This is a genomic window from Ruegeria sp., from assembly GCF_028066395.1.
Classification (GTDB): Bacteria; Pseudomonadota; Alphaproteobacteria; order Rhodobacterales; family Rhodobacteraceae; genus Ruegeria.
On the sequence record NZ_JALCBM010000038.1, the window covers coordinates 1 to 25,462 of the forward strand.

Annotated in this window: 23 protein-coding genes and 1 pseudogene; 14 read left to right on the forward strand and 10 right to left on the reverse strand. The window is 60.3% G+C overall.

Annotation, left to right across the window (positions count from 1 at the left end; genetic code table 11):
- On the forward strand, nt 1–393 hold a 393-nt coding region (locus MPJ51_RS12765), incomplete at its 5' end, for a hypothetical protein (RefSeq protein ID WP_298387305.1).
- Here MPJ51_RS12765 and MPJ51_RS12770 read toward each other — a convergent pair.
- From MPJ51_RS12770 to MPJ51_RS12790, 5 genes and pseudogenes are all read right to left on the reverse strand, one after another.
- Nucleotides 364–614 (reverse strand): annotated as a pseudogene (locus MPJ51_RS12770) (transposase); the annotation flags it as partial. The gene MPJ51_RS12765 and the pseudogene MPJ51_RS12770 overlap by 30 nt on opposite strands.
- 53 nt (nt 615–667) lie before the next feature.
- The gene (locus MPJ51_RS12775) at nt 668–1,435 is read right to left on the reverse strand and encodes a class II aldolase/adducin family protein (RefSeq protein ID WP_298387211.1); all 768 of its coding nucleotides are present in this window, start codon (nt 1,433–1,435) and stop codon (nt 668–670) included.
- Nucleotides 1,436–1,690: 255 nt separating this feature from the next.
- Nucleotides 1,691–2,110, reverse strand: a complete 420-nt coding sequence (locus MPJ51_RS12780; protein ID WP_298387214.1) for a GFA family protein — start codon at nt 2,108–2,110, stop codon at nt 1,691–1,693.
- A gap of 23 nt (nt 2,111–2,133) precedes the next feature.
- Nucleotides 2,134–3,039: a protein-methionine-sulfoxide reductase catalytic subunit MsrP gene (gene msrP, locus MPJ51_RS12785; protein WP_298387217.1), complete on the reverse strand. Its 906-nt coding sequence runs from the start codon at nt 3,037–3,039 to the stop codon at nt 2,134–2,136.
- 39 nt (nt 3,040–3,078) lie between these two features.
- A complete protein-coding gene (locus tag MPJ51_RS12790; RefSeq protein WP_298387220.1) occupies nt 3,079–4,626 on the reverse strand; it encodes a trimethylamine methyltransferase family protein in 1,548 nt (515 codons plus the stop codon).
- A 366-nt stretch (nt 4,627–4,992) separates the two neighbouring features.
- Here MPJ51_RS12790 and MPJ51_RS12795 point away from each other — a divergent pair, with 366 nt between their 5' ends.
- The 6 genes from MPJ51_RS12795 to MPJ51_RS12820 all read left to right on the forward strand — a co-directional run bounded on the left by MPJ51_RS12795 (nt 4,993) and on the right by MPJ51_RS12820 (nt 10,496).
- On the forward strand, nt 4,993–5,988 hold the full coding sequence (locus MPJ51_RS12795) for an ABC transporter permease subunit (RefSeq protein ID WP_298387223.1): 996 nt from the start codon (nt 4,993–4,995) through the stop codon (nt 5,986–5,988).
- 63 nt (nt 5,989–6,051) lie between these two features.
- On the forward strand, nt 6,052–7,086 hold the full coding sequence (gene proX / locus MPJ51_RS12800; RefSeq protein ID WP_298387226.1) for a glycine betaine/L-proline ABC transporter substrate-binding protein ProX: 1,035 nt from the start codon (nt 6,052–6,054) through the stop codon (nt 7,084–7,086).
- Between the two features lie 84 nt (nt 7,087–7,170).
- A complete protein-coding gene (locus MPJ51_RS12805) occupies nt 7,171–8,241 on the forward strand; it encodes a betaine/proline/choline family ABC transporter ATP-binding protein (RefSeq protein WP_298387231.1) in 1,071 nt (356 codons plus the stop codon).
- A gap of 51 nt (nt 8,242–8,292) precedes the next feature.
- Nucleotides 8,293–8,679, forward strand: a complete 387-nt coding sequence (gene pcaC, locus MPJ51_RS12810; protein WP_298387234.1) for a 4-carboxymuconolactone decarboxylase — start codon at nt 8,293–8,295, stop codon at nt 8,677–8,679.
- A 184-nt stretch (nt 8,680–8,863) separates the two neighbouring features.
- The gene (locus MPJ51_RS12815) at nt 8,864–9,661 is read left to right on the forward strand and encodes a GntR family transcriptional regulator (RefSeq protein ID WP_298387237.1); all 798 of its coding nucleotides are present in this window, start codon (nt 8,864–8,866) and stop codon (nt 9,659–9,661) included.
- A 55-nt stretch (nt 9,662–9,716) separates the two neighbouring features.
- On the forward strand, nt 9,717–10,496 hold the full coding sequence (locus MPJ51_RS12820) for an SDR family oxidoreductase (protein WP_298387240.1): 780 nt from the start codon (nt 9,717–9,719) through the stop codon (nt 10,494–10,496).
- 23 nt (nt 10,497–10,519) lie between these two features.
- On the opposite strand, the gene MPJ51_RS12825 is transcribed toward MPJ51_RS12820, so the two are convergent.
- Nucleotides 10,520–12,181 (reverse strand): thiamine pyrophosphate-dependent enzyme, encoded by a 1,662-nt coding sequence (locus MPJ51_RS12825; RefSeq protein ID WP_298387242.1) that lies wholly within the window; start codon nt 12,179–12,181, stop codon nt 10,520–10,522.
- The gene (locus tag MPJ51_RS12830; protein WP_298387245.1) at nt 12,178–13,413 is read right to left on the reverse strand and encodes a pyridoxal phosphate-dependent aminotransferase; all 1,236 of its coding nucleotides are present in this window, start codon (nt 13,411–13,413) and stop codon (nt 12,178–12,180) included. The genes MPJ51_RS12825 and MPJ51_RS12830 overlap by 4 nt, the downstream gene beginning before the upstream one ends.
- Before the next feature lie 437 nt (nt 13,414–13,850).
- On the opposite strand from MPJ51_RS12830, the gene MPJ51_RS12835 reads away from it, so the two are divergent.
- The 6 genes from MPJ51_RS12835 to MPJ51_RS12860 all read left to right on the forward strand — a co-directional run bounded on the left by MPJ51_RS12835 (nt 13,851) and on the right by MPJ51_RS12860 (nt 20,182).
- Nucleotides 13,851–14,132: a (2Fe-2S)-binding protein gene (locus tag MPJ51_RS12835; protein WP_298387248.1), complete on the forward strand. Its 282-nt coding sequence runs from the start codon at nt 13,851–13,853 to the stop codon at nt 14,130–14,132.
- Nucleotides 14,129–15,541 (forward strand): NAD(P)/FAD-dependent oxidoreductase, encoded by a 1,413-nt coding sequence (locus tag MPJ51_RS12840; RefSeq protein ID WP_298387251.1) that lies wholly within the window; start codon nt 14,129–14,131, stop codon nt 15,539–15,541. The genes MPJ51_RS12835 and MPJ51_RS12840 overlap by 4 nt, the downstream gene beginning before the upstream one ends.
- Nucleotides 15,531–16,688 (forward strand): FAD-binding oxidoreductase, encoded by a 1,158-nt coding sequence (locus MPJ51_RS12845; protein WP_298387253.1) that lies wholly within the window; start codon nt 15,531–15,533, stop codon nt 16,686–16,688. Before MPJ51_RS12840 ends, MPJ51_RS12845 begins: the two co-directional genes overlap by 11 nt.
- A gap of 24 nt (nt 16,689–16,712) precedes the next feature.
- Nucleotides 16,713–17,642, forward strand: a complete 930-nt coding sequence (locus MPJ51_RS12850) for a glyoxylate/hydroxypyruvate reductase A (RefSeq protein WP_298387255.1) — start codon at nt 16,713–16,715, stop codon at nt 17,640–17,642.
- 159 nt (nt 17,643–17,801) lie between these two features.
- On the forward strand, nt 17,802–19,358 hold the full coding sequence (locus tag MPJ51_RS12855) for a trimethylamine methyltransferase family protein (protein WP_298387258.1): 1,557 nt from the start codon (nt 17,802–17,804) through the stop codon (nt 19,356–19,358).
- A gap of 92 nt (nt 19,359–19,450) precedes the next feature.
- Complete coding sequence (locus MPJ51_RS12860; protein WP_298387260.1) at nt 19,451–20,182, forward strand: SDR family oxidoreductase; 732 nt, start codon at nt 19,451–19,453, stop codon at nt 20,180–20,182.
- Nucleotides 20,183–20,251: 69 nt separating this feature from the next.
- On the opposite strand, the gene MPJ51_RS12865 is transcribed toward MPJ51_RS12860, so the two are convergent.
- Genes MPJ51_RS12865 through MPJ51_RS12875 form a run of 3 tightly spaced genes read right to left on the reverse strand, consistent with a single transcriptional unit; the run spans nt 20,252 to nt 24,007 of the window.
- Nucleotides 20,252–21,592 carry an FAD-binding oxidoreductase gene (locus tag MPJ51_RS12865; RefSeq protein ID WP_298387262.1) on the reverse strand — a complete coding sequence of 447 codons (1,341 nt, stop codon included), beginning with the start codon at nt 21,590–21,592 and terminating at the stop codon, nt 20,252–20,254.
- Nucleotides 21,589–23,085 (reverse strand): aldehyde dehydrogenase, encoded by a 1,497-nt coding sequence (locus MPJ51_RS12870; protein ID WP_298387265.1) that lies wholly within the window; start codon nt 23,083–23,085, stop codon nt 21,589–21,591. The genes MPJ51_RS12865 and MPJ51_RS12870 overlap by 4 nt, the downstream gene beginning before the upstream one ends.
- A 4-nt stretch (nt 23,086–23,089) precedes the next feature.
- On the reverse strand, nt 23,090–24,007 hold the full coding sequence (locus MPJ51_RS12875; protein WP_298387267.1) for a dihydrodipicolinate synthase family protein: 918 nt from the start codon (nt 24,005–24,007) through the stop codon (nt 23,090–23,092).
- Nucleotides 24,008–24,443: 436 nt separating this feature from the next.
- On the opposite strand from MPJ51_RS12875, the gene MPJ51_RS12880 reads away from it, so the two are divergent.
- A complete protein-coding gene (locus tag MPJ51_RS12880) occupies nt 24,444–25,394 on the forward strand; it encodes a GlxA family transcriptional regulator (RefSeq protein WP_298387269.1) in 951 nt (316 codons plus the stop codon).
- Nucleotides 25,395–25,462: the final 68 nt, after the last annotated feature.

The following is a 25,462-nucleotide window of genomic DNA, read 5'->3' on the forward strand; positions in this document are numbered from 1 at the left end:
TCTCAAGATGCTCGCCCTCGCGAACAAACTGAATGCGATGCCAGCCGAGCCAGAACTGCAGCGTTGAAACTGTCAATTGACCGGTACGCTGCCGTAAAAGTCGAACATCGCAATAAATACAGCAAGTACGACGTCCTTTGTTCGGCTTTCTATTGCTTTCACGTAAATCCTGCGGCTTTTGGCGCTTGCGGTACAAAAGATATCGTAATCGCGTTCTTTTCGGTCATCACCCAACAAAATGGGGTGCTTGGCTTTTTTCCGCCCTGCAAAGTCTATTTGCAGCATCCCTCCCGGCTCGTATTCGAAAGTAATTGTGGGATTGTTTTTGCCAGCATGCCACGCAAGAGCACGGTAAAGGTTACCAAGGATAAGTTTGTCGAGCGTCAGGTCTGATACACCACACCGCAGCCGCTCATTTTCCTTCTGAAGCCGCTTTATTCCTTGATTTGATCTACACCTATTCCGCCATATTGCATGCGCCAGCGGTGATAGGTTTACTCCACAACGCCAATCTGTCTGATCGCATCCAGACGCGGCATGCCTTGCCCCATCAGACCTTCAACCTGCCGCAACTTCAGGACAATTTCTTCCGGCTTCGGTCGCTTGTTTGCCATTCTTGGTCTTCTGTTTCCTAATCTTAGCGGTGGACCCAATCAAACGAGGAGGCTCAGTTTCGGAAAGACGGGTCTACCCGATCCATCCAGCGTAGCATGGCGGGCCATTCCTCGGCGGCGCGGCGGGCCTCGCCCTTGTCCCATTGTTGGGCGGCATGTTCGCGCATATCTTCAGGGGCCAGCAGAATCTTGTCTTCGCCAGCAGCCTCAAGCAGCAGTTGCGAGCGGATCGCGGTCAGCAGGAAATGCAGTTTCGAGATCGCCTCACCCATGGTGGCACAGGCCATCAGAAGGCCGTGGTTGCGCAGGATCAGCGCCTCGTAATTGCCCAGATCGCGCACCAGTGCAGGGCCTTCGTCCAACTCGGCGAACCCTTCATAGCCGTGATATCCGATCCGGTTGTGGAACCGCAAAGCGGCCTGGGTCATTGGCTTCAACCCATCCTTATGGGCCGAGATCGCCATGCCGGCTTCGGTATGGATGTGAACGACCGCGTTGACGTCCGGGCGCGCCTCAAGGATGGCCGAATGGATTGCAAAACCCGAACTGTTGACGTTTTGCGCCTTGAACTCCTCGACCCCGCCCAGAGGCAGCTTGGCCAGGTTCGACGCGCTGACCTCGTTGAACATCAGGTCATGGGGTTTGATCAGGAAATGATCGGGCTGATCGGGGATGCGCTGCGAGATATGGTTGTAGATCAGCTGCGACCATCCGAACGTGTCACATAGCCGATGCCCGGCAGCGCAATCCACGCGCGCCTGCTGCTCGGAGGCGGTGATTTCGGCGGGGCGGTCTGCGGTTGTTTGGGCAAGTGAGGTCATGGTCATCAAATCCGGGCGCTTGTGAGGTGAGATAAGGTCTTGCCAGAAATGTATGCAATTGGGCTTGCTTCTGTCAATGTTAGGTGGGCGGAAAATCAACTGAGACTCAGCGAATTTTGCGATTATATGCCATTAGAATAATGGTGAAATAGATTCACCTTTGCGACTATCACCAATAGGGGCACTCCAAGCGGTCTTATTAATTGTATGCAAATAAAGGGGCCAAGTGGTTCTCGCCAAATGCGCCAAGCCAACTTACCCTTTCACAAAGGCGCGGGGCCAAGTGGGAAGGTCAGGGGCAATATAGGCCCAGGACACAGCCTTGTCTGTCCAGATTTGTCGTGCAGGTTTTGCCAGTTCGGGATCGTCCAACGTACCGGCTTTGAGGAACACGTTGCCGGGGCGTTTGGTGGTGGTGTTGTATAATTGTGTGCCGCAGTCGGCGCAGAAATGCCGGGTCAGCCAGTGCCCGCTTTCGCCCTGCACCGCGTGGCCCTTGGTCTCGCCCGCCGTCAGGTTAAAGCGGGACCCGTCCAGCGGAATGCCCACATGAAACGCACTGCCGGACGAGATGCGGCAATCCTTGCAATGGCAATAGGTGGCCCCGGGCAGCGGCCCCTCGCAGGCGTATCTGATCTTGCCGCACAGGCATCCTCCGGTCGTTTTGTCGGTCATTCCATATCCTGTTCGCGCTGCATCTAGATGTGTTCCGTCAGGTCCATGCCGTCATAGAGATGCGCGACCTCATCCGCGTAGCCGTTGAACATGCGGGTCGGGATGCGGCGCGAGAACAGGCCGCCGCCGATCCGCGACTCCATTGCCTGCGACCAGCGCCGGTGGTCTACGTTGGGGTTCACATTGCTATAGAACCCGTATTCCGCAGGCCATGACATGTTCCAACTGGACGGCGGCTGTTCGCGCGTCAATGTGATGCGTGAGATGGATTTGATCGACTTGAACCCGTATTTCCACGGCACGACCAGCCGGATCGGCGCGCCGTTCTGGTTGGGCAGAGGTTTGTCGTACAGACCTGTCGCCAGAATGGTCAGGGGATGCATTGCCTCATCGATCCGCAGTCCCTCGCGATAGGGCCATTCGAGCACCGGAAACCGCGTGCCAGGCATTTCCTCGGGTCGATAGATGGTCTCGAACGCCACATATCTGGCCGTCTTCTGCACCCCGGCAAAGGCCAGCAAATCGGCCAGTTCGAACCCGTTCCACGGGATCACCATCGACCAGGCCTCGACACAGCGAAGCCGGTAAATCCGTTCCTCGATGATCATCTCAGACAGGATGTCCGGTAGCGAGTAAGTGCCGGGTCGGTTGACCAGCCCGTCGATGCGAATGCTCCAGGGTTCGGTGGTCAGAAGATGCGCGTTCTCAGACGGGCCGTTCTTGCCCGCGCCGAATTCATAGTAGTTGTTGTAGGTGGTGATCTCTTCCCAGGTGTTGGGCGTCAGATCATCGGTCTCGGCCCGCAAAGGGGGCGCTATCGTGCCCAGCCCCACCGCGCCTATGCCCGCCATCACCTGACGGCGGTTCAGATACGCCTTGTATGGCGTCACATCCGCATGGGTCAGCGTGTTTTTCCAGCCAAAGGCCATCTGCGTTTCACCGGCGTTCGGATACCCGGCATCCCATGGTTACAGCCGCTCTTCGTGGCACCGCCGCATATAGGCTTGCAGTGCCTCGTCAATCGCCGGGTCCAGCCCGGGGTCGATCTCATCGTAACGCGCCAGCAGGCTGCGGGCGCTTTCCAGGCCGCGGGTATTGCTGTCCTTGCTGCCTTCGGCCACCCATGTGTCATAGACTTCGTTGTCCTGAAGCTCGGGCATATAGGGCATGTTTTCGCGCGTGTAGTCTGCGCCCAGGAAGTGGCTTTCATCCCCGCGCTCGCGCAGCATCTGCAGGACGACCCCGATATCCGCCTTGCTGAGGCCGCTTGCGAACGTATAGCAACTGTCCATCAACTCGGCGTCCAGAACCATTTTCGAAAGGTTCCACAGGATCGAGCCCTCCATCGCGCCGGTGCAATGCGAAATCCAGTTGGCCCCGCATTTGACCGCCGCCTGCGCCCGGATCGCAGCATCGACGCCGGACCAGTAATCCAGCACTTTCGACCCGGATTTTGGACCCTGATTGCGCCAGGGCAGGTTATAGCGCCGGGCCATCTGGCCGGTCAGGTAGAACAGATGCTCGGCCTCGGGCACGCTTTGTGTGGGCGAGCCGCTTTTCATCGAAACCCCCATCGGCGCATTGGCGAACAGGGCAGGTGTGCCCGGCCGGACCAGCTGAGAATAAGCCACGCCGGTCAGGGATTCGGCCACCACCTGCGCCATTGCGCCCAGCTGATGCGGCGGGGTGCTGGCCCCATAGATCACGAAGGGGCTGAAGATGACGGCCTGACCGGCCTCGGCAAAAATCCTTGCGCCTTCCAGCATCGCCCCGTCCCATTTCAGGGGCGAATTGCAATTGGCCAGCGTCGCGGTGACCGTATTGTTGGCCACGAAATCCTGGCCGAAGACGATTCGCGACATCTCAATCGCGTCATTGGCGACCTCTTTGGAATAAGAGCTGGCGCAATAGGGTTTGTCGGAATAGCGCACCGGGCAGTAAATCTGTTCCAGATGGCGCACCGGCACCGGCACGTCATCAAGGTCAATCGCCCAGCCGGCGCTGGACAGGTGAATCGGTGACAAGCAGTGCAGCAGTTTGACGATTGTTGGCAGATCATCCTTGACCACCCGGCGGCGCACGCCGTCCAGATCGTGGATGAAGGCCCCGCCCTGCGGCGCAAAGATCATGTTCCGTTCGCCGATCTGAACCGATTTTTCGGGGTCGCGGGCGTGCAGAGTGAATTCGCTGGGGGCCTTGCCGATCAGCTCCATCAGCAGTTCGCGCGGGATGAAGACCTTGTGTCCCTTGACCTGAGCACCTGCGGCCTTCCATAGTTTGATTGCATCATCATCCAGGAAATCCACGCCGATTTCCTCGACAATTGTCATGGCGGTCTCGTGAATCAGTTCAACGCCTTCGGCGTCGAGCAATTCGTAAACCGGAATCTCTCGGCGCAATGTTGGGCGGTGGATGATGGGTGGCAGCAGGCGGGCTTCTCTGCGGCTGGCACGACCGCCGCCTCTGCGTCGGCCCGGCGTTTTTGCCGTGTCCTCGGACCGTGTCCGGGTGCTCATAATCGGGCTCCTTCGGGAAATAGCGGAGATATTCCCCTTATTTGGATACAAAATATTGTCTAGGTCAAGTGTTTGGGGTGAGTTGCGTTGAATTTCTGTATTTGGGGGTATTGGGCGGTAAATATGGGGAATTGGCAGTGGTTTTGCCGGTTTATCACGTCATGTGCGGGTGATTTCACGAGGGTTGGATTTTTCGATTGTTGACAGGTGTGATCTCATTTGCATACATTTTGAGTGAGACAGCTACATGTGTAACGGCAAACCAAACGCCCTCTGACATGATGTCGCGCCGCGGGCCTGATCATCGGGGCCCTGCGGTGGCCATCAGTCGACCGGGGATAAACTGAACAGGGAACACATACCTCAATGTCCGAATCACAAGCAGCCAACTGGTTGGACCCGTTTTCCGGCAACGCTCTGCCGATCGCCCAGAACTCCGAAAAGGTCATCATGGATTTCCTGGTGGAGAACCGGTCGTTCTTCAATGTCATCAAGGAGCCGGTGGAATATCTTCTGGTGAGCCTTGAAAACACGCTGACGGGCTCGCCACCGCTGGTGGTGCTGGCCTGTGCAGTGCTGATCGCCTGGCAGATGGCGGGGCGCAATCAGGCGATTGTGACCGGGGTTCTGCTGGCCGGTCTGGGCTTTATCGGGCCGGGCATGTGGGAGGCGACGATGACCACCATCTCGGTGGTGTTGTGTTCGCTGTTTCTGTGCCTGTTGCTGGGCATTCCGCTGGGCATCTGGGCGGGGTTGAGTGATCGCGCCTATGCGATCATGCGGCCGATCCTGGATACGATGCAGACGATCCCGTCCTTTGTGTATCTGGTGCCGGTGGCGATCCTGTTTGGCGTGGGCAACGCGCCGGGCGTGGTGGTGACGGCGGTGCATGCGCTGCCGCCGGTGATCCGTCTGACGGCGCTGGGTCTGCGGCAGGTGCCCGAGGATGTGATCGAGGCGTCGGCCTCGTTCGGGGCGACGCCGACGCAGGTTCTGCTGAAGGTGCGTCTGCCGTTGTCGGTGCCCAGTATCATGGTGGGTGTGAACCAGACGCTGATGATGTGCCTGTCGATGGCGGTTGTTGCGTCGATGATCGCGGTTGGCGGTCTGGGGCTTGAGGTTCTGCGCGCCATTGGCCGTCTGGACGTGGGTCTGGCGATTGTCAGCGGCACGGGGATCGTGGTTCTGGCGATCATTCTGGACCGGATCACGCAAGGCCCGGTGGAGCTGGCCAAGAAGGACCCGCATCGCAAGTGGTATCAGCACGGCCCGGCGCGTCTGGTGTGGTTGCTGGTCCGGGGTGTCACCGGCTCGAAGGCGGGTGCGCCCGAGCAGTCGATGGCTGCGGACAGCGCCTCGTGACCGTCCTGTCCGGGACCGCTGCGCGGGGAACAATCAGGAAAGAATGCTCATAGGGAGGGCAACATGAAACGAGTAACACCAAAAGGGCTGACCACCGCGTTTAGCGCGCTGGCCATCGCCGCAACCGCGCTGACCGCAACCGTGGCCAACGCAGCCGACTATATGACACCAGGCGAAGGGGTAACCGTTCAGCCGATGGGGCCGGGCCTTTTGCGGCGTCAGATGGAAGAGAAAATCTTCACCCAGGCGTTGCAGGATCTTGGTTATGAAGTCAAACCGACGCTTGATCTGAAATACGCACTGATGTTCCTGTCGGTCGCCAGCGGTGACGGGGATTTCGCCATCGGGTATGCGCATCCCATCCATATCAAGTATTTTGAAAAAGCTGGCGGTGCCGACAAGCTGACAATGCTGGAAGAGCCGCTATATGGCCCGATGCCGCAAGCCTATTACATCGACAAGGCGTCCTATGATGCGGGCATCCGCTCGATCGAGGATCTGAAAAAGCCCGAGAATGCGGCCCGGTTTGATACCGATGGCGATGGCAAGGCTGATCTGGTCGGCTGCCAGCCCGGCTGGGGCTGTGAACGGGCCATCGAACATCATCTGGACGCCTATGAGCTGCGCGATCACATCACCCATGTTCAAGGTGAATATGCGGTTGTGATGGCGGATGTCATCGCGCGGGCGCAAAAAGGAAACCCGGTTCTGTACTTTGCGTTCAGCCCCTATTGGGTTCACGATATTCTGCGTCAGGGTGAACATGTGGAACGGATCGAGGTGCCGTTTACCTCGGTGCATGACAAGGACAATGCAACGGTCGAGGATACCACCGTCGACGGAAAGAATGTCGGACATATTCCCTATAACCGCCATATGGTGGCCAACAAGGAATTCCTGGAAAATAACCCGGCGATCCGTACCCTGTTCGAAGTTGCCCGCATCGACATCAAGGATATCGAAGCCCAGAACCGGCTGATCCATGAGGGCGAGAAACAGCCCGCAGATATCGACCGTCACGTCGAGACCTGGATCTCTGACAACCGCGCAGCCTATGACAGCTGGCTGAAAGCGGCACGCGACGCGGCGGCGAACTGACCTCTTTGCGAAACGAACCGGGCCGGCGCCCTGATCGCGCCGGCCTGTCCCCCAGACGCCCTCAACCGTAGCGGACCCGAGCCCATGCAGAACACGAATTCGACCTCTTCCAGCCCTCTGATCGACCTGCGCGGCGTCTGGAAAATTTTCGGCGCCAATGAACAGGCGGTCTGTCAGGACATCAAGAACCGGGGCCTGTCACGGCAGGAGACGCTGGAACAGCACAAGGCCGTCATGGCTGTCGCCGATGTCACCCTGCAGATCTATCCCGGCGAGACCTTCTGTGTCATGGGCCTGTCCGGCAGCGGCAAATCTACCCTGGTACGGTTGATCAACCGTTTGATCCCGCCCACGGCGGGCGAGCTGATGGTCAGCGGCCAGAATGTCAGCACCATGGGTGAAAAAGAGGTCCGTGCCTTCCGCTCGGCCCGGCTGGGCATGGTGTTCCAGAACGCGGCCCTGCTGCCGCACCGCACGGTGCTGGAAAACACCGCCTTCCCGCTGGAGCTGCGCAACATGCCCCGCAAGGACCGCGAAGAGAAAGCCCGCGCCGCGCTGGAACTGGTGCATCTGGCCGGGTGGGAGAGCTATTTCCCCGACCAGCTTTCGGGCGGCATGCAGCAGCGGGTCGGTCTGGCCCGGGCGCTGGCCTCGGACCCGGAGATTTTGCTGATGGACGAACCCTTCAGCGCGCTGGACCCGATCATCCGGCGCGACCTGCAGGATGAATTCGTCAATATCGTGAAATCGGTGAACAAGACGGCGGTGTTCATCACCCATGACCTGGATGAGGCGATCCGGGTGGGTGACCGCATCGCAGTGATGAAAGACGGTCGGGTGCAGCAGGTGGGCACGCCAGTGGATATCGTCATGACCCCGGCCAATGAACATATTGCCAAATTCGTCTCGGGCGTCTCGCGCCTGCCGATCCTGACGGCAGCAGATGTGATGGACGAGGCCGCCACGGACGCCCCCCAAAACGATCGCGTGGTTCCGGCCCGCGCGCCGCTCTCGAACGTCATTGATCGCGCCATTGCCGAGGGCTTCCCCATGGGCATCGAACGGGATGGCAAGATTATTGGACAGATCACCGAAAAAAGCCTGCTGAAATCGATCTCAACCCATGAGTTCGAGGCGGTCGCGAAATCGGCGTAAGCGCCTGCAGGTGACCGGGGCTGGAACGACAGGAAAAGAACAGACACAATCATGACGGAAAAATCTGAACGCTACCGGCAGGGGATGGAAACGCGGCGTCAGGTGCTGGGGGACGCTTTTGTCGCTGCCGCACCGGTCTCCGAAGGCGCATTGAACGGCCCCTTTCTGGAAATGGCGACTGAAGCGTCCTGGGGCCATGTCTGGTCGCGCCCCCATTGGTCGCATCGCGAAAGATCGATGGTCACAATCGCCATTCTGGCCGCCCTTGGTCATCACGAGGAACTGGCGCTTCATATCCGCTCGACCGTGAACACGGGCTGCAGCCGCGAGGACATTCAGGAGGCGTTGATGCATTGCGCGATCTATGCCGGGGTGCCTGCCGCCAACGGGGCCTTCAAAGTGGCCAAAGCGGTGCTGGCCGAGATGGATGAGACGTAATCGGACCGCCTGCAGCCCGCCAACAACCGGACAATGCGCATGCGCATAACAGCAGAAACATCAAAGGAATTGAACATTTTGTCGCCACGCTTCAAAATCGCCCGAATCTGTCGCAAGCGAAGCGGAGGAGCAGAATGCCCAAAGGCTGGAAGGATTTCGGGGCTGCAAAGGTGCCGAAACACGCATGATGAGCAGCGTTGAGATTTTCGAAGCCGTCGCGTTTTCGCGCGAAAGCCCGTTTGATGCGCAGGCGGACCCCGGGACACGCAACCGCAAGAACGCAAACCGGGATGAGCTGTTCAAGCAGTTGAAACTGGATTTGCTGCGCGCAACTTTCGAACCCGGTGAACGTCTGATCGAAGAACGGCTGGCCGAACGTCTGGGCGCCAGCCGAACTCCCGTGCGCGAGGTTTTGACACGGCTGGCCAGTGAAGGGCTGATCGGGACGCGGGGCCGGTCCTACGTGGCGCTTCAGGTGCCGACGGCGACCCTGAAAGAAGTGTTCGAGGTGCGCAAGGCGCTGGAGATTCTGGCCATCGGTGAGGCTGCGAAGCTGAAGACTGACGCCGGGATGGAAAGCATCTCGCGCGCGATGGAGACGATGCGCGACAGCCATGCCCGGGGCGACTGGCTGGCGACCAACGCGGCGGACAGCCTGTTTCACCTAAGCATCGCCGAGATGTCCAAAAACAAGACATTGTTCGACGCGCTGTGCCAGATCCACGAACGGGTGCTGCTGATCCGCAATCAGTTCTTTGCCAACAAGACCTTGCAGACAGTTGCGCTGGAAGAGCATGACAGAATCTTCGACGCGATCGCGCGCGGGGCCAAAGGTGTGGCGCGGGCCGAGATTGAGCATCATATCGATGGTACGATCAACAAGTTCATGCGCCGTCTGGACGGGCAGGACGCAGAGGAAGAGACCCCTGCAAACGATCATCGCCCGACCGAAAAAATTACGGCATCCGGCGGCGGTATGTGAGCATGTTTTGCCCGCAAGGCGGTCGGTCAGGTGAACCCAAGGCAAGGGAATTGACATGGATTTGGGGATCGAAGGGCAGCGCGCCGTTATTTGCGGTGCCAGCCGGGGTATCGGCTATGGCTGCGCGGACGCGCTGGCGCGGGCAGGGGCGCAGATCACGCTGGTCGCGCGAAACCCCGAAAAATTGCAGGACGCGGCCAGTCGGCTGGAAAGTAGCCATGGTACAGCGCCCGATGTGATCGCTGCGGACCTGTCCACCGAGGCAGGGTGCCAGACGGTCCTGCATGCGCAACCCGATACGGATATTCTGGTGACCAATTGCGGCGGCGCCCCCGCTGGCGATTTCACCCGTTTCACGCGTCAGGACTGGAGCGATGCGGTGGCGCTGAACATGCTCTCGGCGCTTGATCTGATCCGGGCCTATCTGCCGGGCATGCGAGAACGCGGACAGGGGCGGATCGTCAACATTCTGAACATCGCGTTGCAGGGGGGTTACCCCGACTTGCCGCTATCCTCGGGTGCAACCGGCGGTCTGGCCAGTGCCATTGCCAGCCTTGCGCCGTCGGCGGCGCGGGACGGGGTGTCGATCAACAACATTCTGCCCGGACGGTTCGAGACTGAGCGTCTGTCAGACAATATCGCTCATGACATCGCCACCACCGGCAAGTCCGAGGCCGAAGTGCGCGCGACCCGTCTGAACCGGCAAGCAGTGCAACGCTTTGGCAACCCGCAAGAGATCGGCGCGCTCTGCGCCTTCCTGTGCAGCCAGCATGCCGGATACGTGGTCGGTCAGAACATCGCCATGGATGGCGGGGCCCGGCCTTACGAAGTGTAAGAAACCGGACCCCTGGGGAGAATTCAACTGGCTTGCAACCGCACGCCCGGTGACAGAATCTCCGGGTCGAGGGTGAATTCGATCACCTTGATACCGTGTTGCGCGCGGGCCTCTTTCAGGGCGTCCTTGAACCCGTCCAGGCATTCGACCCGCCAGGTGCTGGCGCCGAAGGACTTCGCATAGGCGCAGAAATCGGGGTTGCTGAGCTGCGTGCCGCTGATGCGGGCAGGAAACTCACGCTCCTGATGGGCGCGGATCGTGCCGTAGCGATTGTTGTTGATGATCATCACCGTCAAGGACAGGTTGTGATGCATCGCCGTGGCCAGTTCCTGACTGGTCATCATGAAACAGCCGTCACCGGCAAAGCAGTATACCTCACGTTCAGGCGTGGCCGAGGCTGCAGCGACGGCGGCGGGCAGGCCATAGCCCATCGAACCTGATGTCGGTGCCAGTTGTGAGCCTTGTGCCCGATAACGGTAGAAACGGTGCAGCCAGCCGGAATAGTTCCCGGCCCCGTTGGTCATGATGGCGTCAGGCGGTAGGACATCGCTGAGATGCGCAAAGACATCCGACAGGATATCGTCATCGCCCAGCCGCGCAGCGTCGGTGAAGGTTTCGAACTGCTGGCGCAGCGCTGTGGTGCCCGGCTGGAACCGGTCCGGCGCCAAGGGTTCCCACTCGGCCACGGCAGAGCAGAAGCTTTCCAGATCCGAGACTAACGACATGGCGGGTTCAAAGACACGGCCGATTTCCTCGGCCTGAGGGTAGACATGATAAAGCTCGGTCTCGGGCACGGGTGGTTGCAGCAGTTGATAGCCCGAGGTCGTCATCTCTCCCAACCGGGGTCCGATCGCCAGCAGCAGGTCGCATTCCTTTACCGCATCGATCAGATAGGGCGTCTTGCCGAGGCTGAAATGACCCACATAATTGGGGTGGTTGTTGTTGATTACCCCTTGCGAGCGGAAAGACACTGCCACCGGCAGCCCCTGCTGTTCGGCAAACCGGGTCAGAGCGTCCATTCCACCCTGCGTCCACCCTCCGCCACCGGCCAAGATCAGCGGTCGTTGTGCTTGGGCCAGCTTGTCCTTCAACTGCGCCAACTGCTCGGGCGCGGGCGCGAAGCGCGGCGGCTGAACCGCGCGCGGTGCCTGCGGCGCTATGATTTCTTCATACAGCATATCCTCGGGCAGGGCCAAAACCACCGGGCCGGGACGGCCTGACAGGGCGGTTCTGAATGCCCGCGAGATATATTCCTGCAACCGCGACGGATCGTCGATCTCGGCCACCCATTTCGCCATCTGACCGAACATCCGCCGGTAATCCACCTCCTGAAAGGCTTCACGGTCGCGGGTATCGCGGGCGATCTGACCGATGAACAGGATCATCGGTGTCGAATCCTGAAACGCTACATGCACGCCCGCGCTGGCATTGGTGGCCCCGGGGGCGCGGGTGACAAAACAGATACCGGGCCGCCCGGTCAGCTTGCCATAGGCATCCGCCGCCATCGCAGCGCCGCCCTCTTGCCGGAAAGTGACGAATTCGACGCTGTTCTGACGCTCATACAGCGCATCCAGAACCGGCAGATAGCTTTCGCCGGGCACGCCGAAAATCCGGTCGACCCCTTGGGTGATCAGCAGATCCACCAGATGGTCGGCGGCGCGTATCTTGGCGGGCTGTACGTTCATTGGGCGGGCTCTTTCACAGGTTGCAGCGCGTCCAGCGCGGTTTTCATGCGCTCAACGGCAAGGCTGAGATCGGTATCGGCAACCGCGAAGGACAATCGCAGATGGCCGGGCAGGCCGAATTCCGAGCCCGGAACCGTGACCACTTTGGCCTTGTCCAGCAGGTAATCGCTGACCGCGTTGTCATCGGGCAGGATCGTGCCATCCGGTGTCTGACGTTCCAGCAGGTCGGTGATGCGGACGAAAGCAAAGAAGGACCCTTCGGGCGCGCGCGCCTCGATCCCGTCGATGGCCGAGACGCCGTTGATCAGAATGTCGCGCCTGCGGGCATAGGCGGTGCGGGCCGTGTCCAGAAAACCCTGCGGACCGGTCAGCGCCTCGACCGCCGCCGCCTGACTGACGGAACAGGGGTTCGAGGTGCTTTGGCTTTGAACAACGGACATGGCCCGGATCAGCTCGGGCGCACCGCCGGCATAACCCAGCCGCCAGCCGGTCATGGCAAAGGCCTTGGACACGGCGTTCACCGTCAGGATGCGCTGTTTCAAATCGGGACGGATCGCGGCGGGTGTGGCAAAGGGCGTGTCGCCAAAACGGATATGTTCATATACATCGTCGGCCATCACCCAAAGGCGGGGATGGTCTGCGATGACCTCAAGCAATGCGGCCAGTTCTGCCGCGCTGTAGACCGCGCCCGAAGGATTGCTGGGTGAGTTCAGCAGAATCCAGCGGCTTTTGGGGGTAATCGCCTTGCGCAGCTGATCGGGTGTGATCTTGTACCCCGCCTCAAGCTGACCGCTGACGGCAACCGGCTTGGCACCCGCGATTTTCACGATGTCGAAATAGGACAGCCAGCAGGGCGTCGGCAGAATCACCTCATCCCCGGCATCAAGCGTGGCCATGAATGCGTTGAAGATCAGCTGCTTGGCCCCGGCGCCGACCATGACTTCGTTGCGCTCATAGGATAGATTGTTGTCGCGTCGAAACTTCTCGCGCACCGCGTCTTTCATTTCGGCCGTGCCGTCCAGCGCGGTATAGCGGGTCTGACCGGCGTCGATGGCCGCTTTGGCGGCGGATTTGACGTTGTCGGGCGTGTCGAAATCCGGCTGACCGGCGGACAGGTCGATCACGGATACCCCATTTGCACGCAGTTCCCGTGCCGCTTGCGCCAGTTGCAGGATTTTGGAGACACCCATGCCCTCGATCCGGGACGATGTGCTCAGGACACCTTCTTTCATCTGTTCCCCGTGTTCTTGTTTATTTCTTTTTTGCACACAAACGAGAGGTTCGTCAATTGGCACTTCGCATATCGCATTAATGCCTGAATTTGCGCGTTATGCAGGCTGAAAGATCAAGCAAACCATAAAATGACCGCATTTTTTGCAGGCCGAGCTTCCGTGAATGGCAATCAGAAGGCACTGCGATGTGAGAATTCGCATTGACGGAAGATGTAAAGATTTGTATCCAAACAATCAAGGAAATGGATCATTAGCCACTCAATCCGCGTGATCGTGCAAATGGGGGTTCAAATCGACCCCGGAACGCCTCTGATAGGGGCCCCAAGATCGAAAGCGGGTCGACTGGGCGGGATAAAAATGCACTGCTGGCGGTGGTGAAATGATTGCGGCTCGACACATCCGGACCGATGTCGCGCAAGGGGCATAGAAAGTGAGCCATGGGTGAATACTCTACGGACGCGGGTGCAGAAACCTTCCAGTTCGAATTCGACGGCCAAAACATCTCGGCTCAGGCGGGGCAGAGCGTTGCGGCGGCCTTGATGCAGGCCGGTCACCGCTGTCTGCGGATCGACGAATTCGGCACCCCCAAAGGCGCGTTCTGCGGCATTGGTTTCTGCTGGGAATGCCGCTGTGTCATTGATGGTGTCAGCAATGAACGCGCCTGCATGACGCCCGCGCGCCCGGGAATGGTGGTTCAACGTCAGATGGGTCTGGAATGATGGGCGGGCATGTGGTCATTGTCGGCGCAGGCCCCGCAGGGATGAGCGCGGCGATTTCGGTGGCCGAGGCGGGCTGCCGTGTGACCGTGCTGGATGAGGCCGCCCGACCCGGTGGGCAGATTTTTCGACAGGCCGCGCCGGAATTGAAGGCCCCGTCTTACGCGACCGAGGCCGAACAGCGGCGCAAGGCGGCTTTGCTCGCGGATTTCGCTTCGCTGGGCAAGGCCATCACCTATGTGGCGCAGGCGCAGGTGATTTCGGCTTTTGCGGGGCCGGAAATTCAATATGTCGCTGATGATGCGACCCATACGCTGAACCCTGATGCTGTCATCCTCGCCACTGGTGTGCGGGAAAAGCTGTTCCCATTTGAAGGTTGGACGCTGCCGGGCGTTTTGGGCGCAGGTGGGGCGCAATCCATCCTAAAGGCGCAGAATGTGTTGCCGGGCAAGCGCATCGTCATCGCGGGTGCGGGTCCGCTGCCGATGGTGGTGGCGGCGCAGATGACCCGCGCGGGCGCGGATGTTTTGGCGCTGGCGCAGCTTCATCACGTGCTGTCGATGGGGAGTAACCCTCTGGCTCTGCTCGCAGGCCGGGCCTCGGTTCTGGAAGGGCTGGGCTATCTGTCCACCGTCCTGCGCGCGCGCATCCCGCAACTGACCGGTTATGTGCCGATCCGGGCTGAGGGCGATACGCAGTTGAAATCGGTGGTGCTGGCCAAGCTGGACGCGCAGGGTCAGGTGATCGGAGGCAGCCAAAGGCGCGTCGAAACCGATGTTCTGGCGCTGAATTACGGGTTCGTGGCCAATGCCGAGCTGGCAACGATGATGGGCGTGGACCTGCGGTTTGACGAATTCTCGGGCTGGCACCCGGTGATTGATGACGAAGGCCGTACCTCGGATCCCAGCGTCTTTGCCTGCGGCGATACGGCGGGGTTGCGCGGATCTTACGTGGCACAGGCCGAAGGGCACATTGTTGGTGCCGCAGCCGCCGAGCAAGTGCTTGGCCAAGCGGCAAAGACCGGGCAGAATAGCCTGGTGCAGGCGCGCAAGGCCCGCGCGCAGCAATTGAAATTCCAATCCACCTTGCGGCACACTCTGAAACTGCCCGATGGGGTCTGGGGCATCTCGACCCCCGACACCATCATCTGCCGCTGCGAAGGCGTGCGCAAGGCTGAGATATTGGGCGCGCTGGAGCACGGCCATCGTTCGGTCAACGCAATCAAGCGTAACACGCGCTGCGGCATGGGTTGGTGCAATGGGCGCAGTTGTTTGCACAGCGTCTCGGCGTTGGCCTCGCAAGCGACCGGCGAACCCCCGCAAACACCGATGACCCCGCGCCCGGTGGCCCGGCCCGTAACGCTGGGCGAGTTGGCAAACGCGCCGGGATATGAGGTGCCTGATGACCACTGATACCCATCATTGCGATATCCTGATCATTGGGGCTGGGGCCTATGGCCTGTCCTGTGCGTGGAACATCGCCCGGCGCGACACTGGCGCGCGGATCATGGTTGTCGATGCGGGCGAATTTGCCGAGGGTGCGACAGGCCGCAACGGCTCGGGCTTTCGGATGCAATGGGGGTTGGAGCTGAACATCCGCCTGTGCAAGGAAAGCATCGAGTTCTTCGAGAACATCGAAGACCATCTGGATTACCCTGGTGGCATCGAGATGCGCCAATGCGGCTATCTGCTGTTGGCCAGCAATGAAAAGGAATTGCAACGCCTGAAGGATGCGCAGGACTTGCAGCACCGCTTCGACGTCCCGTCCGAGGCGATGACGCCCGAGGATTGCCTGCGCATGGTGCCCTCACTGAACCCCGACGGGATCGTGGGCGGTGCGTTCTGTGGCAAGGATGGGGTGGCGAACCCGTTCCGATATCTCGATGCACTGCAGAAAGCCGCCACGCGGCTGGGGGTTGAAATCCGCTATAGCACCCGGATCGACCGGCTGGTCCCGCAAGGTGCCGGATATCGGGCCGAAGGCACCTTTGGTCAGATCACCACAGACAAGGTGCTGATCTGCACCGATTGGGCGGCGTCGGAACTGCTGGACGAACATGATGCGGGCCTTCCGATCACCGGCCTGCCGAAAGAGGCGCTGGTCAGTCAGCCCTGCGCGCCATGTGTCGATCCGATGGTCGTTTCAATGAAACATCACATCGCCATCGCGCAGGTGGCGCGTGGCTCGATCGTGTTTACCGTGACCCGGCATCGCGAACCCGGCGGCGATCCCAGCTCGCAGCCAGATTTCCTGAAATTCGCCGGGCGGCAATTGCAGGATTTGGTGCCCGGGTTGTCGCATCTGAAAGTGTTCCGCACCTGGGGCGGCGCGTCCTCGGTCACGCCGGATATGCAGGGGATTTACGGCGAAACGCAGCTGCCGGGCGTTTATGTGGCCGTCTCGTCCTATCGCGGTTTCATGACTGGACCTGCCGCCGGGCGGATCATGGCCGAGATGGTCGTGAACGGCAAAAGCAACGACCCGATTGCGGCGGAACTGAACCCGTATCGATTCACGCAGGGCAAGCTGGTCTACGAACCGCTGCTCAATCAGGACTGACAAACAGAAGGCACGGAACCCAACATGGCGATATTCTTTCACTGGGACGAAGCATCAACGGAGCTGTGGCAGGCCGCATTCAAAGAAGCCGGGATCGAGGCTGACCTGCGGTCCGCGGACAACCTCGGCAATGTCGAGGATATCGAATATGCCATCGTCTGGGCCGCGCCGCATGGGCTGATGGGGACGTTTCCGAACCTGAAATACATCTTCTCGGTCGGGGCAGGGGTCACCCATATCACGGCGGACCCGGATGCCCCGCTGCATGTTCCGATTGTGCGGTTGCAGGACGATATGCTGGTGCTGGACATGTCGTGCCATATCATTCATTGGGTGCTGCATTTCCACCGCTACTACTATCGCTACCGGCAATATGAGGCGGACAAGACATGGCTGCGCCACCGCTACCCGGACAATTCCGACAAACGTGTCGCCATCATGGGGCTGGGCCAAACGGGACAGGACGCTTGCCGCCGCCTGCACGATCTGGGCTTTGACGTCACTGGCTGGGCGCGCAGCCCAAAGGAAATCCCCGGCGTGCGCTGCCTGCATGGCGAGGATCAGTTTGCTGAGCTGCTGGCCGGAGCGGATATTCTGGTCAACCTGCTGCCGCTGACACCGCAGACCGAAAACATCCTGAATGCCCAGACACTTGCGCAGATGCCGGATGGGGCCTTTGTGATCAATTGTAGCCGGGGCGCGTCGATCAATGACGCTGACCTGCTGGCCGCGCTGGACAGTGGCAAGATTGAGGCTGCCGCACTGGATGTGTTCCGCACCGAGCCGCTGCCGCAGGACGATCCCTATTGGGAACATCCCAACGTCTTTGTCACCCCGCATGCCGCCGCGCCGTCCAATGAACGCTCGGCCGCCGGGTTCATTGTCGGGAATATCAAGAAATGCCTGGATGGTGGCGTGCCCGCCCCGATTGTCGACCTTGACCGCGGATATTGATGACAAGGCCCTGTGCGGGTGCCAAATTGGTAATCGCGCAGGTGCCGCAGTTGAATTTTCGAAAGCGCCCGAGTGTCGCTTTCTGCAAATTTATTTCGGAATCCTGAAAGAACCCGCCTGCGCGCGCCATTTATATGGCTTCAGGAGGAGCGTATCGACATGACAAACTCTGCCACCGCCACACGATCCCGCGCAGGTGGGCGATCCGCCCGCCGGGCGGAACGGACCGCGCCGAAATTCGACATGCTGCCCGGCCTGACCCGCAACCTGCCGGTGACCGAGGTCATGGACGGGTCTCAGGTGGAACGGATCGACGCGGCCTCGATGGATATCCTTGAAAATGTCGGCGTCCAGTTCCGCGACCCGATTGCGCTGGAGGATTGGAAGCGCGCAGGGGCCAAGGTCGAGGATGAGATGGTCTATCTGGATCGCGGCCTTGTGCGCGAACTGATCGCGACCATCCCCGGCAATTTCACCTATCATGCTCGCGATCCGCAAAAGAACGTGCGTTTGGGCGGGCGTCATTCGATCTTTGTGCCGATGACTGGCGCGCCTTTCCTGCGCGATCTGGACGATGTGCGCCGCAATCCGACGCTGGACGATCTGGCGATGTTTCACAAGCTCAGCCATATGCTGCCCGCGCTGCATTCTTCAGCGCACCATATTGTTGAACCCTATGATCACCCGATCAGCCAGCGGCATCTGCGGATTACCTATTCCTCGATGAAATATTCGGACAAGACGTTCATGGGCATGACCACCAGCCCCAAGAACGCCGAGGATGTGATGGACATGTGCGCCATCTTGTTCGGGGCCGAGTTCATGGAGAGCCACCCTGTCACCACAGGCAATTGCAACGGCAATTCCCCGTTGGTCTGGGACGAAACCATGTTGGGCGCAATGCGCGCCTTTTGCCGCCGCAACCAGCCGGTACTGTGCTCACCCTTCGTGCTGGGCGGAGCCAATACGCCCGCCAGCGTTCCGGCTACCGTCGCGCAACTGAATGCCGAGGCGCTGAGCGCGCTGGCCTATACGCAGGTCATCCGCAAGGGCGCGCCCGCGATTTATGGGCATTACCTGTCGACGGTGTCGATGAAATCCGGCGCGCCGATGGCGGGCACGCCTGAAATCAGCCTGATGAACTTCATGATCGGTCAGATGGCGCGGTATTACGATGTGCCCTGGCGCACCTCGAACACGCTGGGCGGGGCCAAGACGTTTGATGCGCAGGCGGGATATGAATCGGCCACGACGCTGCAGGCGGTGATCCATTCCGGGGCCAACTATATCTGGCACTCGGCAGGCTGGAACGAGGCCGGGATGCATTGTTCCACCGCCAAGTTCATCGTCGATGCGGAACAATGCGCGATGGCCTATTGCATGGCCGAAGGACCAAAATGGGACGATTTCGATCAGGCCCTTGCAGCCGTGCCGGATGTGGGTCCGGGCGGACATTATCTGGGCCATCCCCATACGCAGGAGAATTTCCAGCAGGCGTTCTTCATGCCCGAGTTGTTCGACAACAACTCGATCGAACAATGGGTGGCCGAAGGCGAGGTCGAGATCACCGAGCGCGCGCTGACCCGGGCGAAAAAGCTGCTGGCTGAATATCAGGAGCCCACGCTAGACATGGCCAAAAACGAAGAGCTGCTGGAGTACATCGCCCGGCGCGAGCGGGAAATCCCCGCCGCAGATGAGTTGAACCAGACCTATTAAGGTAAAGACCCCGAACTGGCCCGCCGCTGCTTTGGCGGGCCTTTTTTGTGATAGGCATTGCAAAATGGGTGTCTCAAAGGGGGAGGGTATCGATGGATCTTGCCGGAAAAACGGCTCTGGTAACCGGCGCGACCGGGGGGATCGGTTCTGCGATTGTCGAACGGCTGCGTAGCGCGGGCGCGCGCGTCGCTGTTGCAGACCGTGTGGTGGATGGTATCCCAGCCGAGGTGCATCTGCCCGGCGATCTGCTGGACCCCGAATATGCGGACGGTCTGCCCGGCGTTGCCGCAGACCGGCTCGGTGGGCTTGATATCGTCATTAATAATGCCGGGGTGATTTCGCGGGGGCCGGTCACCGACACCTCTGATCAGGATTGGGCCCTGTCGCTGGGCGTGAATGTCGAGGCCCCGTTTCGCATCTGCCGTGCGGCCATTCCGATCATGGCTGACGCTGGTGGCGGTGCAATCGTCAACACGGCCTCGTGCTGGGGTTTGCGTCCCGGCCCCAATCACGCGGTCTATTGCATGACCAAGGCAGCGGTTGCATCGCTGACCCAGTGCATGGGGATGGATCACGCGCATCAGGGCATCCGCATCAACGCCGTCTGCCCGAATGAGGTGAACACACCGATGCTGCGCTCGGGCTTTGAACAGCGGGGGTTTGATCCTGACACCGCCGTGGCTGAACTGGGTCAGACCGTGCCGATTGGCCGTATCGCCGAACCCGAGGACATTGCCGATGTCGTCATGTTCCTTATCTCGGATGCTGCGCGCTATGTCTGCGGCGCATTGGTCGAGGTGAACGGAGGCAAACCCGTCTCATGATACGGGCTCTGCGGCAAAGGGGTTCTGGTTGCGGGCGGGGCCGTGACAGTGTCTGGCTTGTCATAACACTCATTCCTTGCCCGACCGCCATTCCTTCCAGATCAGATAGCTGTTTATCCCCAGTGACGCGAAGGGTTCCGGTGGCAGGCGCGGCGGGTCCGGTTGTGCCAGAAAATGGTCCGCGATCTCTGATCCGCGTTGCAGCACCAATTCGGCCACGCCCATGCCTTGCAACGTCCCCCGGGCGATGCCCAGCCCGTTCTGGCAGCAGGCCGAAAACACCCCGTCCTCAATTTCGCCAAACGCAGCCGAGCCATTGCGGCTCAGGCACAGCATTCCCGCCCAGCGATGCTCCATCTTCACATCGGGCAGATGTGGAAAGCGCTCGGTGAACTTGCGGTTATGCACCCAGCCCGCGTTGCGCAGCCGCATCTGGCTGGTTTCGATGGTCGGATGAAAGCTGGACCCGGTGCGGATCAGGATGCGGTCACCATAGCTGCCGGACACCCGCCGGACCGACGTCCCCATCGGATTCGCCGGCGTCACTGACCAGCGCGACTGACCGCCCAGCGTGTCGATCTGCGCCTTGCTCAGGGGTGCCGAGATCGAGGCGTAGAGACAGATATGCATCAACTGCCGCTGGTAGAACCCAAAGCTTTCCAGATGGCCGTTATTGGCCAGAATGATCCGCCCGGTGCTGACCTGCGCCTTATCCGTTCTGACCACCCAGCCTGCGCCCTGTTTTTCAAATCTGGTGACCGGGGAATTTTCGAACGCGTCGATCTGCCGGGCCAGCCGGGCCGACAGCGCCCGCACATAAGCCGCAGGCTGGATCATGACCGTTCCCGGCGCATAAAGCCCCGAGGTGTAATGCGGGCTGCCCGTGATCTCATGCATTTGCTGCTGGTCATAGAGCGTATGCGGCTCACCCAGTTTGGCCAGGTGCTCGGCAAAGGCGCGATTATGCGCGTCGCCCTTTCTGGTGGCGGCTGCGTTGAACTTGCCGCAGGGGTCGAAAATGTCCTGCGGAAGGTCGCATTCAGCGGCCACCTCGGTTGCAAATGCGATGGCCTTGCGGTTCAGCGCAATGGCCTTGCGGTCCGCTTCCAGCGCGTCGCCTGCGTAATTATCCGAGGCCAGGTCATGCGGCAGGTCGATCATGAACCCCGAGTTTCGCCCTGCCGAGCCTTCTGCAAAACGCCCCGCTTCCAGCAGAACAACCTTCAGCGACGGATCAAGTTGCAGCAGTCGCCGCGCGGTGCTGAGCCCCGCGAACCCGCCGCCGACGATGGTGATGTCGGCGGTCAGGTCATGATCAAGGACCGGCAGGGGTGTCTGGGGTGGCAGGATGGCATTCCATCCGGCCCGCCCTGTCTGCCGGGGCAGTCTCTTGGCTTCGTGCCGCGTCAATCCACGGCCTCGTCCGCGTCGTCGGCCAGATCGATCCAGATGGTTTTCAGCTGGGTGTATTGGTCATGGGCATGGACCGAGTTGTCGCGTCCGCCGAACCCCGACTGCTTGTAGCCGCCGAAGGGCGTGGTGATGTCGCCCTCACCAAAGCTGTTGACCGTGACTGTCCCGGCCCGGATGGCCCGCGCGCCGCGAATGGCGCGTTTGACATTGGCCGTGAAGATCGAAGCGCAGAGGCCGTATTCCGTGTCATTGGCGATCTGGATGGCCTCGTCAAAGCCCGAGACCTCGATCACGCTCAGCACCGGGCCGAAGATTTCCTCGCGTGCGAGGGTGGCGTCGTTGCCGGGCACTTCGACCACCGTGGCCTCGACAAAGCCGTTTTCGGCCTTGCCGCCGATCACCACATTCTCGGCCTGATCCAGATAGCCGCAGACCTTGTTGTAATGCCCTTCGCTGACCAGCGCGCCCATGCGGGTTTCGGGGTCCAGCGGGTCGCCCACATTCCACTGTTTGGCGTGATGGGCGATGCGCTCCAGCAATTCAGCCTTTACATCCTTATGCACGATCAGGCGGGAGCTGGCCGAGCAGTTCTCACCCATATTCCAAAACGCGCCATTGACCACATGCTGCGCTACGCGGTCCAGGTTTTCGGCATCCTCCATGACCACGGCGGGGTTCTTGCCGCCCATTTCCAGCACCACTTCCTTGGCGTTGCTCTCCGCCGCATAGGTCAGGAACCGCTTGCCGGTGACAGTCGAGCCGGTGAAGGACACCATGTCGATATCCATGTGCCGCCCGATGGGCTCGCCCACCTGCGCGCCACTGCCCGGAACCACATTCAGAACGCCGCGCGGCAGCCCGGCCTCGGCCGCCAGTTCGGCGACGCGCAGGGCGGTCAGCGTGGTCTCGGCTGCCGGTTTCAGCACAATAGAACAGCCTGCGGCCAAGGCAGGCCCGATCTTCCACGCCAGCATCAGCAGCGGGAAGTTCCAGGGCAGCACCAGACCCACGACGCCAATCGGTTCGCGCACCACCATGGCGATGTGGTCATCGCTGGCGGGTGAGACCTGATCGTACAGCTTGTCGATTGCCTCGGCATGCCATTTCAGGCAATGGATGGTCTCGGGCACATCGACGGTTTCGCAATCATAGATGGTCTTGCCGCTGTCGATGCTTTCCATCACCGCCAATTCGCGCGCATTTCGGGTCATCAGCTTGGCGAACCGGATCAGCACATCCTTGCGGTCCGATGGGTGCATCTTGGACCAACGGCCATCGTCAAACGCCTCGCGCGCTTTGGTCACGGCGAAATCAACGTCATCCGCGTTACAGGCGGCGATGCGGGTCAGTTCCTCACCCGTTGCGGGGTTTGTCGAGACAAAAGTCTCTCCCGAGATCGCGGGGCGATAACCGCCGTCGATGAAGGCGCCGTTGGGCAGCGAAAGGCCAGCGGCGATGGATTTGTATTCGTCTTGCGTCAGCAATGTCATGACCTCAGCCCTCTGCCACGATGTCGGCAATTGTCCGTTTCAACACGCGCGTCACCTGTTCCAGCGCACGTTTGTCATCCTTGTTCAGCCCCTTCAGCGGCGGGCGGACCCGACCGGCCTCGATCCCGTTCATGATGACCCCGTGCTTGATGGTCTGGATGAACTTGCCGCCTTGTTCCAGCACCCGCATCAGCGGCATCATCGCCGACATGATGCGGCGACCTTTGGCGAAATTGCCCTGCACCACGCAGGCGTCATACAGCGCGACATGTTCAGCAGGTAGAAAGTTCGAGCCGCCACAGACCCAGAATGGCGCGCCCCAGGCGAAAAACTCCAGCGCCTGATCGTCCATCCCGCAGCCCATCTGGATATGCGGATAGTCCCGGGCCAGCAGATGCACCCGGTTGATATCGCCCGAGCTTTCCTTGATGCCACAGAAATTCCGGCTGCGACCCACGCGGTCCAAGAATTCCTCACCCATCATGGTGCCGGTACGGTGCGGATAGTTATACAGCATCACCGGCAGGTCGGCGGCCTTGTCGATGGCCAGCGCGTTCAGCGCGTTTTCGCGGTCGGTGGGCACCGAATAGGGCGGGCTGGCCAGCAGGATCGCATCCGCCCCGATCTCACGCGCGCCCGAGGCCAGTGCGATGGAGTCCGGCGTCAGCATTGCGCCGGTGCCCACGACCAGCGGCAGGCGGGATTTCAACCTCTCACGAGTAAACCGCGCCAGTTCCAGCCGCTCTTCGACGGTCTGAGCATAGTTCTCGCCGGTCGAGCCGCCCGAGATCAGGCCGTGCACGCCGTTTTCGATCAGAAATTCGATCACCTCGGCCAGGGCGTCCCAATTGACGCTGCCATCAACGTGATAGGGGGTAACGACAGGCGTATATATCCCGTCAAAGCGGAAAATTGGGGTCATTCATTCCTCATTCGGGTTTGTCCTGCGATCCCGTCCGGTGTCTGCGCATGTGACGATTCCACCTTGTTGGCGACAATACAAGCGGCAGGTGCCGGGTGCGGATGTGCAATTGTGTAAAAACCGGATTTTTCCCGCCGCGTGGCCGCTGTTGTCTGACATGTGTTTGACCGTTCTGGCATGAGCGTTCGTTCGGGACATCAGCGTGATGGATGGGTCAGTTTCTCCATACAACGATGTCATAATGTATACAATATAAATATCATCATCGCTATCGTCACTGAAAAATCCAAAATAAATGGCAATCGATCTTCCATATTGACTTCATTAGTATACAATATGAGTGAAAGTAGCGCGACGGGCAGAGTTGGAGCGGCCTGCCGTTGCATAGACAGCCTTGCCCGCTGGTGTCGGGCAGATGCGCAATAGGGTGTAGGAGATGACGCAACCTCAGCATTTCGTTTTCGCATTGGTCCGGGACTTTACCCATATGGCCTTTGCAAGCGCCGTCGAGCCCTTGCGCCTTGCCAATCTCGTCAGCGGGAAAGAGCTGTACAGCTGGTCTTTTGCCTCGGAAAACGGGGAAAGCGCGACCAGTTCCAACGGGGCGGTGACGCTGACCCATCATGGGTTCGATGCCATTCCCAAATGCGATTATCTGTTCGTTCTGTCGGGCGCGAATGTGAAAATGCGGTCTTCTCCGAAACTGCTGGCGCTGGTGCGGCGTGAGCGGACGAAATCAACCCGGATAGGAGCCCTGTGTTCGGGGGCTTATGTTCTGGCGCAGGCCGGTCTGCTGGACGGGCAGCGGGCGGCGCTGCACTGGGAATTTCACGATGCGTTTCAGGAAGAATTCCCCGATGTGCAGCTGGAGCAAAGCGTGTTTGTTGCGGATGGGAAATTCATCACCGCCTCGGGCGGGTCGGCAACTGCGGATCTGATGCTGCATCTGATCGAACGCGATCACGGGCATGACGTTTCCGTATTGGTGGCGGATCAGATGGTCTACAATGCGGTCCGCGATGGGTCGGCCAGTCAGCGGGTGTCGTTGCAGGCCCGCAATGGCATGCGCAACAAACGGGTGGTCGCGGCAGTGCAGATGATGGCGGACTCGATCGAGGACCCGCCGTCGCCTTCGGATATCGCCAGCCGGGTCGGGATTTCCACCCGGCAGTTGGAGCGGCTGTTCGGCAAGCACCTTCAGAAGACGCCCAAGCAGTACTTCATGGACATGCGTCTGGAACGCGCGCGGTATCTGCTGTTGCAGACCGAGGCATCGATCACCGAGGTCGCTCATGCCTGCGGGTTCGTGTCCTCGGGGCATTTCTCGCGCGTGTACCGGACCAGTTTCGGCATTCTGCCAGAACGTCAACGCCACAAGATCACCTGAGAAGGGGACGGAAACCGCATTGAACCTTGCCTAAGCCGCAGGATGACGCGGCACATAACAGTTGCATC

What these genes read in the sequence shown, in the direction of transcription:
- MPJ51_RS12780 (WP_298387214.1), bottom strand. Translation starts at nt 2,110, where the DNA reads ATGACCGACAAAACGACCGGAGGATGCCTGTGCGGCAAGATCAGATAC.
- MPJ51_RS12805 (WP_298387231.1), top strand. Translation starts at nt 7,171, where the DNA reads ATGCAGAACACGAATTCGACCTCTTCCAGCCCTCTGATCGACCTGCGC.
- MPJ51_RS12830 (WP_298387245.1), bottom strand. Translation starts at nt 13,413, where the DNA reads ATGAAAGAAGGTGTCCTGAGCACATCGTCCCGGATCGAGGGCATGGGT.
- MPJ51_RS12850 (WP_298387255.1), top strand. Translation starts at nt 16,713, where the DNA reads ATGGCGATATTCTTTCACTGGGACGAAGCATCAACGGAGCTGTGGCAG.
- MPJ51_RS12870 (WP_298387265.1), bottom strand. Translation starts at nt 23,085, where the DNA reads ATGACATTGCTGACGCAAGACGAATACAAATCCATCGCCGCTGGCCTT.
- MPJ51_RS12795 (WP_298387223.1), top strand. Translation starts at nt 4,993, where the DNA reads ATGTCCGAATCACAAGCAGCCAACTGGTTGGACCCGTTTTCCGGCAAC.
- MPJ51_RS12860 (WP_298387260.1), top strand. Translation starts at nt 19,451, where the DNA reads ATGGATCTTGCCGGAAAAACGGCTCTGGTAACCGGCGCGACCGGGGGG.
- MPJ51_RS12835 (WP_298387248.1), top strand. Translation starts at nt 13,851, where the DNA reads ATGGGTGAATACTCTACGGACGCGGGTGCAGAAACCTTCCAGTTCGAA.
- MPJ51_RS12820 (WP_298387240.1), top strand. Translation starts at nt 9,717, where the DNA reads ATGGATTTGGGGATCGAAGGGCAGCGCGCCGTTATTTGCGGTGCCAGC.
- proX (WP_298387226.1), top strand. Translation starts at nt 6,052, where the DNA reads ATGAAACGAGTAACACCAAAAGGGCTGACCACCGCGTTTAGCGCGCTG.
- MPJ51_RS12855 (WP_298387258.1), top strand. Translation starts at nt 17,802, where the DNA reads ATGACAAACTCTGCCACCGCCACACGATCCCGCGCAGGTGGGCGATCC.
- msrP (WP_298387217.1), bottom strand. Translation starts at nt 3,039, where the DNA reads ATGGCCTTTGGCTGGAAAAACACGCTGACCCATGCGGATGTGACGCCA.
- MPJ51_RS12840 (WP_298387251.1), top strand. Translation starts at nt 14,129, where the DNA reads ATGATGGGCGGGCATGTGGTCATTGTCGGCGCAGGCCCCGCAGGGATG.
- MPJ51_RS12790 (WP_298387220.1), bottom strand. Translation starts at nt 4,626, where the DNA reads ATGAGCACCCGGACACGGTCCGAGGACACGGCAAAAACGCCGGGCCGA.
- MPJ51_RS12845 (WP_298387253.1), top strand. Translation starts at nt 15,531, where the DNA reads ATGACCACTGATACCCATCATTGCGATATCCTGATCATTGGGGCTGGG.
- MPJ51_RS12875 (WP_298387267.1), bottom strand. Translation starts at nt 24,007, where the DNA reads ATGACCCCAATTTTCCGCTTTGACGGGATATATACGCCTGTCGTTACC.
- MPJ51_RS12825 (WP_298387242.1), bottom strand. Translation starts at nt 12,181, where the DNA reads ATGAACGTACAGCCCGCCAAGATACGCGCCGCCGACCATCTGGTGGAT.
- MPJ51_RS12775 (WP_298387211.1), bottom strand. Translation starts at nt 1,435, where the DNA reads ATGACCTCACTTGCCCAAACAACCGCAGACCGCCCCGCCGAAATCACC.
- MPJ51_RS12880 (WP_298387269.1), top strand. Translation starts at nt 24,444, where the DNA reads ATGACGCAACCTCAGCATTTCGTTTTCGCATTGGTCCGGGACTTTACC.
- pcaC (WP_298387234.1), top strand. Translation starts at nt 8,293, where the DNA reads ATGACGGAAAAATCTGAACGCTACCGGCAGGGGATGGAAACGCGGCGT.
- MPJ51_RS12815 (WP_298387237.1), top strand. Translation starts at nt 8,864, where the DNA reads ATGATGAGCAGCGTTGAGATTTTCGAAGCCGTCGCGTTTTCGCGCGAA.